Raw genomic sequence first — 1,901 nt, 5'->3', positions numbered from 1 at the left:
GTGCCCTACCTGCGACGCTACCGGCTCGAAGGATAAAAAAAGACACACTTGCTCCGTTTGCGGCGGCACGGGGCGCGTCGCGGTCAGGCGCGGATATATGAGCTTCATCCAAAGCTGCTCCGAATGCGGCGGCACGGGCGAGATCGTAAAAGACAGGTGTAAGGATTGCGGCGGCAAGGGCTTTACCGAGGAGAATGTGAGCCTTAAATTTGATATTCCCGCAGGTATCGACGACGGACAGCGCGTGCGCCTAAGCGGCAAGGGCAACGTCTCTAAAACCGGCGAAATCGGGGATCTGTATGTGATAGTGCGCGTTAAGGAGGATAGCCACTTCCTGCGCGACGGAGACGACCTGTATATCGAGGTGCCGGTGTTTTTCACGCAGGCGATCTTGGGCGAGAGCATCGAGGTGCCGACGCCGCGCGGCAAGGCGGAGCTGAAACTCAAAGTAGGCACCAAGGACAAGCAGCGCTTCACGATCTACGGCGAGGGCGCGCCGAATATCCGCACCAAGAAAAACGGCGATCTGATCGTGCAGGTAAACGTCCAGACGCCTAAAAAATTGAACGAGAAGCAAGAGGCGCTTTTGCGCGAGCTTCAAGAAAGCTTCGGTAGCAAGGGCGGAGACGACGAGGGGATACTCGATAAGATCAAGAATTTTTTCAAGTAATCTGCCTTGATTTGCCTCGATCTGTTTTGAGCGGCGATTGTTTAAACTCTAGTTCGGCGGACTGCGGAATTTTAAATTTAGTCGCTGCTACCCTCTGCTGCTTGTTTGCTTGCTAGCTGTCGTTCGTTTGATCGTAGCTTGCTTGATCTTCGTCGGCCGTCGTTCAGTAGGACGCCTATCGTTTAGTCGCCTTTTGCTAAGCACCGTCTGTTTGATCGCAGCAAACACTGCGCGGCGGCTTTATAAGGTAATGCTTGCGAGTAGAATTTTATCTGTGTCTGCGACAGTCTTTGAATGCTACTGCGGCGTTAAACGACGGCTCGGAACGGCTTACGCGCCGCAAAAGCGACTACAAATTTAAAAAGGACGAAGATGGATCGCAAAAACGGACCTATAAATTTCAAATCCGCGGATGATGAGATGTTTGCGTTTTTATCGAGCTTGGGCGATCGCTGGCAGGTGAGCGAGGGCGGAGTGAAATTTATAGAGGAGAATTTCGCCTTCATCGGCTCCAAACCCGTCTTGCGTGGTTTGAAAGATTATGCGACCGCAGACTGCCTGAGCTTTGCCGGTGCCAGAAGCTTCATAGACGCAAATCCTGCGGTAAAAGCGAGGATTTTAGGCGGTGAAATCTGCTATCTGGGTGATAATTTAACGAGCGCCGAGGTTAAATTTGCGCCTGAATATTTTTACGATTTTTTAAAATTTATAATGGAGCAGATCCCCGAACACCACTATTTTTTCAGCCCTACCGCGCGATGGCTCCTGCTGGTTGCGATGGAGAAATACGTGGAATTTGCGGCTTTAGATTAGTTTGTGCCCATGAAAATTCGCGAAATTTCGCCGATTTAAGGCGCGAAAAATTTTATCTAGGTATAGATAAGCGCATATGACGGTAATTAAAATTCACTTGAACTAAGAAATTTAATTTTAAGATTTACGGAAGTAAAATAACAGATCAAATTTAAAGGCACCCTATGAAAAATCCAGAATGGCTAGGTAAAGAAATTTATCGCGTGGAAAGAAGTAAAATTTTCGGGCACTTAAGACCATATTTATCATATGCGATATTATTATTACTAGTGTATACTGGCTGGTATAGAGGCGATATTGTTGGTATTTCTATCTCATTGATTATATTTTTAGTGCTCATAATATTATTTACAGAGCAGACGTTTCGTAGAATTATATTTTATGAGAATGGATTTGTGATATCTAATTATTTTACGAG

4 protein-coding genes are annotated in these 1,901 nt (G+C 46.8%); 3 read left to right on the top strand and 1 reads right to left on the bottom strand.

Translation table 11 applies throughout. The annotated features are described in order from the left end of the window. A partial coding sequence (locus Q0236_RS06425; RefSeq protein ID WP_297916186.1) for a DnaJ C-terminal domain-containing protein occupies positions 1-670 on the top strand: 670 nt, incomplete at its 5' end. Between the two features lie 87 nt (positions 671-757). Here the strand turns inward: Q0236_RS06425 and Q0236_RS06420 are convergent. Next, positions 758-898: a hypothetical protein gene (locus Q0236_RS06420; RefSeq protein ID WP_297916184.1), complete on the bottom strand. Its 141-nt coding sequence runs from the start codon at positions 896-898 to the stop codon at positions 758-760. A 144-nt stretch (positions 899-1,042) separates the two neighbouring features. Between Q0236_RS06420 and Q0236_RS06415 the strand changes: the two genes are divergently transcribed. After that, positions 1,043-1,483: a hypothetical protein gene (locus Q0236_RS06415; RefSeq protein ID WP_297916182.1), complete on the top strand. Its 441-nt coding sequence runs from the start codon at positions 1,043-1,045 to the stop codon at positions 1,481-1,483. A gap of 164 nt (positions 1,484-1,647) precedes the next feature. Then, the coding region (locus tag Q0236_RS06410) for a hypothetical protein (protein WP_297916180.1) at positions 1,648-1,901 on the top strand (254 nt) is incomplete at its 3' end.

The organism is uncultured Campylobacter sp. (assembly GCF_938031315.1).
Lineage (GTDB): Bacteria > Campylobacterota > Campylobacteria > Campylobacterales > Campylobacteraceae > Campylobacter_B.
This window is presented reverse-complemented; position numbering and strand designations above follow the sequence as displayed.

What these genes read in the sequence shown, in the direction of transcription:
- Q0236_RS06415 (WP_297916182.1), top strand. Translation starts at nt 1,043, where the DNA reads ATGGATCGCAAAAACGGACCTATAAATTTCAAATCCGCGGATGATGAG.